This window comes from Dolichospermum compactum NIES-806, assembly GCF_002368115.1.
Taxonomy (GTDB): Bacteria; Cyanobacteriota; Cyanobacteriia; order Cyanobacteriales; family Nostocaceae; genus Dolichospermum; species Dolichospermum compactum.
In genome coordinates, this window is sequence record NZ_AP018316.1 from 3,610,875 (window position 1) to 3,616,995 (window position 6,121).

Below are 6,121 nucleotides of genomic sequence, written 5' to 3' on the forward strand. Positions count from 1 at the left end.
TTATAGCTTCAACCATAATCTAATTTTGTTATTCTAACCTTGATTTTCACGACTTATACCAATTTTATGTGAAGCTCCATATAATAATCATCCATCCGTATTTATCTGCGTTCATCTGCGTTCATCTGCGGTCAATAATTCTTGATATCTTATTCTATGCAGCTTTATCTTAAACTAAGAACGAACCGCAGAGGACGCAGAGGACACAGAGAAATCAGGGTTTGAGGGGTTTTTTGCGTCAGTCCTAAATTTGATGATATGGACGTTCCATGGAACGTCTCTACATTATTGATCATCAAATGTCTCATTTAAACGGCTAGATTTTCCATTTTCCAAGTTGCTAAATTTGCTAAAGAGCGATCGCGATAACGTCCATATTTTTCGGGTTTACTCTTAATTTTCACACCCAAATCTGGAACAATCCCAAAATTAGGAGCCATTGGTTGAAAATGCTTAGGAGCAGCGGATCTGATAAACTCAAATAAAGCCCCCATCATGGTTGTCACGGGCAAAATCAGCGGTTCTTTCCCTAACGCTAATCTAGCTGCATTTGTTCCCGCTAACCAACCTCCTGCAGATGCAGCAGTATAACCTTCTGTTCCTATTAATTGTCCCGCGGCCAATAACGTTGGACGTTCTTTAAATTGCAAACTTGCAGACACTAACTGTGGTGCATTTAAAAAAGTATTGCGGTGCATGACTCCTAATCTCACAAATTCGGCTTTTTCCAAACCAGGAATCATTTGAAATACGCGTTTTTGTTCACCCCACCGTAAATTAGTTTGAAAACCTACCATATTCCAAAGTTGACCGGCTTTATCTTCTTGTCGTAATTGAATTACCGCATAATTACGTTCTCCATTGCGAGGATCTGATAAACCCACTGGTTTTAGTGGACCATAACGCATGGTATCTTCACCTCTTCTGGCCATTTCTTCAATTGGTAAACAAGCTTCAAAAAATTTCGCTGTTTCTTTTTCAAAGTCTTTTAATTCTGTTTGTTCCGCTTGACAAAGTGCTTCTCGAAATTGTAAATACTGCTCTTTATTCATCGGACAATTCAGATAAGCTGCTTCACCTTTGTCATAGCGAGAAGCCATAAATGCAATATCTTTATTGATAGAATCTCCCGCAATAATGGGACTTGCAGCATCAAAAAAGTTGAGGTATTCCATGCCCGTAAATCGTTGTAAATCTGCGGCTAAATCGGGACTGGTTAAGGGTCCTGAAGCTAAAACGACAATACCTTCGGGAATGGCTGTAACTTCCCCCCGTCGAAAATCAATTAAAGGGTGATTGGCTAGGGTTTTGGTCAAATCTTCCCCAAATTGTCCTCTATCTACCGCTAAAGCGCCACCGGCGGGGACTGCGTGTTCATCTGCTTTGGAGATGACAATAGAACCGAGTTGGCGGAGTTCTTCGTGTAATAGACCGGCGGCGCGATCGCTCGCCATTGCCCCGAAAGAGTTACTACAGACCAATTCTGCCAAATTTTCGGTATGATGGGCAGGACTGAAGCGTTTAGGGCGCATCTCGTGGAGAATCACAGGCACGCCGGCTTGGGCTATTTGCCATGCTGCTTCTGTTCCTGCAAGTCCGCCGCCAATTACTTGTATCGCTTGTTGTGTCATAGTTGTTTTTTTAATTACTTGGTTTGGTTATAATAACAAGTAAGAGCAGATCAGAATTTTAAATCCTCAATTCCAAATTAAGAAACAGCATATTGAGAATGTTGTCTCAGTGCAGGATAATGAAAACCAATGACAATTTCTTGTTTAGAAATTCCCATTGCTTCTAGTTCTTCACCAACATCAATATCTGTATTATTTTCCTGAAGCCAGATTTTTCCATCTTTGATATCAAAATGAAATATACAGGAATGAATTCGACGTTTTTTATCCCAACCAGTTCGCAATAAAAGGTAATGATCATTTTCTGTATCAAAGATCAATTGGGTTTCCATATTTTGATCTTCTGAGCCATATTTTGCGTATTGGGTGAGAAGTTCTCGCAAACATTGGCGATAGAAATTTAGTCTATCCATAATTTTATTACCTCTGTTAAGTAGGTTGGCGTTAAAAATTGTCGTTGGGACAAGGGAACAGGGAACAGGGAACAGGAAGAGAGTTTTGGGCGATTTTACTTTTCTTCACATACCTTTAATTTTTTCGATTCACCTACTTACTTCATTATTTCATGTTTTCATCTGTGTTATCAAAATAAGTTTTAAGAATATAAATAATTGCAGCACAAAAGGGTGTTAATTGTTCATTGGAATCAAATTCTTGATAACCCTGAATTAGTAATTCAATTTCTTCCTGAGAACATCCATCAATTAGTGGTAGTAGCTTTTGAATTTCTTTACGTCTTGATATTTGTAATATAGGTTGATTAAGTCCCAATTTATTAATTGTTTCCTTTGCGGCATCTATCATTGTAGAATTATTACTGTGTAAAATTTCCCCAAAACCTGTATATCTAAAATATTCAGCACAGTTTTCTAATAAGGGAGAAACTGTAAAATCAGCATCATACCAATTATCTTTCTTCGGTCCACAGTGTTTTTGTGCTGGAGGTATTTTTTGGGGATTTTTCCAGTCTGGTTCATCACCTTCTCCCGGACAAGAACCTAAAAAATTAGAGTATTCTAGTTTTAGATTTGGGTAGTGTTGACGTGGTTGAAAATGTTCAATATGGCTAACATCTATTGTAATACGAACTCCACAGTAGCAACATATATAACCTTGTTCTTTTAGTAATTCCTTATGTACATCACTTTTTTCAGGTTTCTGAAAGTTTTCCCAAGTAGGTTTCCAATCATCATTTTCTTGAGCTTTCCACTCAGAAAAACTCGATGGTTCTAAATTCTTTCTAATATACTTCATCTACCCAAAATCTCCCTTCTTCTAATCAGCACATCTGCGCTTGCAAATTCTGGCTCATTATATCCAATATCTTGTTCAAGACTTTGTTTTAATTTGCGAGCTTCAGGAATATTACCATTATCAATTAATCTGAACAACTCTAGAAAACGATTTTTAATTTCTTGTTTACGTTCAGGAACATCCATTAAATCCTCTAAAATTTGATTACTGTCCCTACCATAGGAGCTTTCAGGGCGTTTGGCAATTATACAATTTTCTATTTTTTCTAAAATATAAATTCCTTGAGGTTTAACTTCTCCAATTACTTGCGGTGAATGAGTAGTAACTATAAATTGACAATTAGGAAATGTTCTAGTTAAAGCTGGGACAATTTCTCTTTGCCATTTTGGATGTAAATGCAGTTCAATTTCATCAATTAAAACTACTCCAAAACCATGAAGGGGATTTTCTAAACCAGGGTTAGCAATAGCTAATCTTCTCGCTAAATCTCCTACCATTGCTAACAAGCATTTTTCACCATCAGATAATTGATTAACTATTAATTCTTCACCATCTTTTTGTAATGTCATTCTTAAAGGAGAACGACGTACACGCAATTTAGTAAAATTGGAAATTAATGAAGATATGGCTTGTCTAACTGCTTCTAATTGTTTATCTCGATAATCAGGATTATTTTCTAGACGTAATTCATTTTCTAAATCTTCTTGTTTTCTAAACCATTCAAAGAAAATTCTAAACTCACTTCCTGTACCACTGAGTGCATTTTCATAAGTATCTATTTGTTCAAATGAATGTTGTTTGCGAATTTTTAAGGTAATATCCAGAACTGCACGATTAGTTGAGTAATAAATAATAACAGGAAGATTGTATTCCTCAGATAAGGATGAGGATAATTTATGTTTAATATTTTCAGTAATCTTGTTTATTTCAGATAAATTTGTACTTGTATCTTTCATCCGTCCTTTTTTAACCTTAGTCAAAGACCAAGTAAATTTTTGAGATTCAAAATCAGTTATTATTTCATTATGAGTTTCATTTTTATCATTTTTTATGTCTTCTTCTGTAAATAACCTTCCTGAAGCTGTTGAGTGTTGAATAGCACTAGAAAAGCGCGATAATAGAATAGCTAAACAATCAAGAATACTTGATTTACCTACACCATTAATACCAATAAAAACGGTTGGTTCTTTTTCCTCAAAATCTATTGTCAAATCACTAATTCCGCGAAAAGATTGCATTTTTAGTCGTTTAACTCTCATGGTTTTCAATAAAAATTAGCGAAGTTTATTACATCTTATCTCATCTTTGTAATTCACTCAGTAGCAAGTAAAGAATAGATTATGAAGAATATTATAATCCGTAGTTGACGTATTGGGTGATAAATTCTTGAAAATATTGGTGATCTAATAATAACTAATGATTAAAATAGAAGTGGTTAGGCGTTATGGGGTTTTAGGAAGATGAGTTGGACAGAACAACTAGAGCAGTTAAAAGAGTTATTTAGAGAAATGGATCAGGCTTTAATAGCCTATTCGGGGGGAGTTGACAGTACATTGGTGGCTAAGATTGCTTATGATGTGTTAGGCGATCGCGCTTTGGCTGTAACAGCCGTTTCCCCTTCTCTATTACCGGAAGAATTAGAAGACGCGAAAATTCAAGCCGCAACTATCGGAATATCTCACAAAGTTGTCCAAACACAAGAAATGGACAATCCCAATTACACATCTAACCCAGTCAACCGTTGTTATTTTTGCAAAAGTGAATTACACGATACCCTCAAACCTTTGGCTTTAGAGTTGGGTTATCCTTATGTAGTAGATGGTGTAAATGCAGACGATTTACATGATTATCGTCCGGGTATTCAAGCTGCAAAAGAAAGAGGTGCGCGATCGCCTTTAGCAGAAATTGGGGTGACTAAAGCCGAAGTTCGGCAAATTTCCCAACAATTAGGTTTACCTTGGTGGGATAAACCCGCTCAACCCTGTTTAAGTTCGCGCTTTCCCTACGGTGAAGAAATTACCATCGCCAAATTACAGCGAGTCGGTAGAGCCGAAATTTATTTACGAAATTTAGGTTGGCAAAATTTACGAGTCCGTTCTGAAGGTGATACAGCCAGAATTGAATTATCACCGGATAAAATTAAAGATTTTGTCTCAACTACAGATTTACCAACTTTAGTATCCGCATTTCAAAACTGGGGATTTATCTATGTCACCTTAGACTTAGAAGGCTATCGTAGTGGTAAATTAAATCAGGTTTTACCTCAAATTGCATTAACAAACTAGGGCTGATTCTTCTAAACTTGATGATTGTCAACTTTAGAAGAATTTCTCACATATTCCCTAAAAACTGAAGATAATTGAAACAAGATTTTATCATTTTTTCTTTTCGTGACTAACGTTAAACTGTGGAATAATTCTTATGGAATTACCCTGATTGTTTTTATGTCCGCAAAAGAATCTGATCTAAAAATTCAGGCTCAAGTAATATTAGATGCAATAGCTTTTACTTCCTTTGAGCAATGTCAACCCTTAAACCGCAGGTTTGATAACATATCTCGAAGTCCTGGTATCTACGCTATTAGACACAAAACGGAAAGATTACTTTACATTGGTAAAGCACAAAATCTACGTAGTCGTTTCAGTGGAGGTCACAAAGCTTTTTTATAGGCATGGCTAGATAAATATAGAGACGAAGATGTGCGTATTGCAGTACAAGCAATTTCTCATTGGGAAAATCCTGGGCTATTATTGGAATTAGAAGCAATTATTCTCAGAGCTACTGAACCTCCTTACAACGTTCAAATACCAAGTGAGCAGTAACATTATGCAAGTAGAACTTTTAGAGCAACTTTCCGCTACTGACGCTAAAATTATCTTAGAACGCTTACCAGAAAAAATCAAAGCAGCTTTAATTGCCCGTGCTGCTGAAATTGACTATCCAGTAGAAGCTATTATTGAAATGGCGATCGCTAGTTTCCTAGATACCGAAGCATTAGGTTTCGCAGACTGCAAACCAGGACGAGGACAATAGCAAACAACAAATATATATTAGTATTATTGAAAACTAATATATGGTCACTAAAATCATATACAAATCTGCAACTATTGTAACTGTTGTCATGGAGAATAAAATCATTGTTCCATAAATTGACTCAGTTCGATAATATTGCAATCGGAATCTTGAATAAAAATTGCAGACTCTGTATAATTTGCATTTTTTTGTTTTGTTAAAAT

General features: G+C 36.0%; 8 protein-coding genes. 4 read left to right on the forward strand and 4 right to left on the reverse strand.

Features of this window, described 5'->3' with window-relative positions:
• Nucleotides 1-308: 308 nt before the first annotated feature.
• The 4 genes from trmFO to CA730_RS17015 form a co-directional block, all read right to left on the reverse strand.
• Nucleotides 309-1,631 (reverse strand): FADH(2)-oxidizing methylenetetrahydrofolate--tRNA-(uracil(54)-C(5))-methyltransferase TrmFO, encoded by a 1,323-nt coding sequence (trmFO, locus tag CA730_RS17000; RefSeq protein ID WP_096669076.1) that lies wholly within the window; start codon nucleotides 1,629-1,631, stop codon nucleotides 309-311.
• A 77-nt stretch (nucleotides 1,632-1,708) separates the two neighbouring features.
• Nucleotides 1,709-2,044 carry a XisI protein gene (locus CA730_RS17005; RefSeq protein WP_096669078.1) on the reverse strand — a complete coding sequence of 112 codons (336 nt, stop codon included), beginning with the start codon at nucleotides 2,042-2,044 and terminating at the stop codon, nucleotides 1,709-1,711.
• Nucleotides 2,045-2,189: 145 nt separating this feature from the next.
• Entirely contained in the window at nucleotides 2,190-2,885 is a 696-nt protein-coding gene (locus CA730_RS17010) for a retron system putative HNH endonuclease (protein WP_096669080.1), read from the reverse strand.
• The gene (locus tag CA730_RS17015; protein ID WP_096669082.1) at nucleotides 2,882-4,144 is read right to left on the reverse strand and encodes an AAA family ATPase; all 1,263 of its coding nucleotides are present in this window, start codon (nucleotides 4,142-4,144) and stop codon (nucleotides 2,882-2,884) included. Before CA730_RS17015 ends, CA730_RS17010 begins: the two co-directional genes overlap by 4 nt.
• Nucleotides 4,145-4,345: 201 nt before the next feature.
• On the opposite strand from CA730_RS17015, the gene larE reads away from it, so the two are divergent.
• The 4 genes from larE (at nucleotide 4,346) to CA730_RS17030 (ending at nucleotide 5,918) form a co-directional block, all read left to right on the forward strand.
• On the forward strand, nucleotides 4,346-5,170 hold the full coding sequence (larE, locus tag CA730_RS17020) for an ATP-dependent sacrificial sulfur transferase LarE (RefSeq protein ID WP_096669084.1): 825 nt from the start codon (nucleotides 4,346-4,348) through the stop codon (nucleotides 5,168-5,170).
• 105 nt (nucleotides 5,171-5,275) lie between these two features.
• Nucleotides 5,276-5,554 (forward strand): GIY-YIG nuclease family protein, encoded by a 279-nt coding sequence (locus tag CA730_RS25740; protein ID WP_231939868.1) that lies wholly within the window; start codon nucleotides 5,276-5,278, stop codon nucleotides 5,552-5,554.
• A 30-nt stretch (nucleotides 5,555-5,584) separates the two neighbouring features.
• On the forward strand, nucleotides 5,585-5,707 hold the full coding sequence (locus tag CA730_RS26115; RefSeq protein ID WP_269076477.1) for a hypothetical protein: 123 nt from the start codon (nucleotides 5,585-5,587) through the stop codon (nucleotides 5,705-5,707).
• 4 nt (nucleotides 5,708-5,711) lie between these two features.
• Complete coding sequence (locus CA730_RS17030; RefSeq protein ID WP_096669087.1) at nucleotides 5,712-5,918, forward strand: hypothetical protein; 207 nt, start codon at nucleotides 5,712-5,714, stop codon at nucleotides 5,916-5,918.
• Nucleotides 5,919-6,121: the final 203 nt, after the last annotated feature.

Excerpts from the sequence above, each read along its gene's own strand:
- trmFO (WP_096669076.1), bottom strand. The coding sequence starts at position 1,631 with ATGACACAACAAGCGATACAAGTAATTGGCGGCGGACTTGCAGGAACA.
- CA730_RS17005 (WP_096669078.1), bottom strand. The coding sequence starts at position 2,044 with ATGGATAGACTAAATTTCTATCGCCAATGTTTGCGAGAACTTCTCACC.
- CA730_RS17010 (WP_096669080.1), bottom strand. The coding sequence starts at position 2,885 with ATGAAGTATATTAGAAAGAATTTAGAACCATCGAGTTTTTCTGAGTGG.
- CA730_RS17015 (WP_096669082.1), bottom strand. The coding sequence starts at position 4,144 with ATGAGAGTTAAACGACTAAAAATGCAATCTTTTCGCGGAATTAGTGAT.
- larE (WP_096669084.1), top strand. The coding sequence starts at position 4,346 with ATGAGTTGGACAGAACAACTAGAGCAGTTAAAAGAGTTATTTAGAGAA.
- CA730_RS17030 (WP_096669087.1), top strand. The coding sequence starts at position 5,712 with ATGCAAGTAGAACTTTTAGAGCAACTTTCCGCTACTGACGCTAAAATT.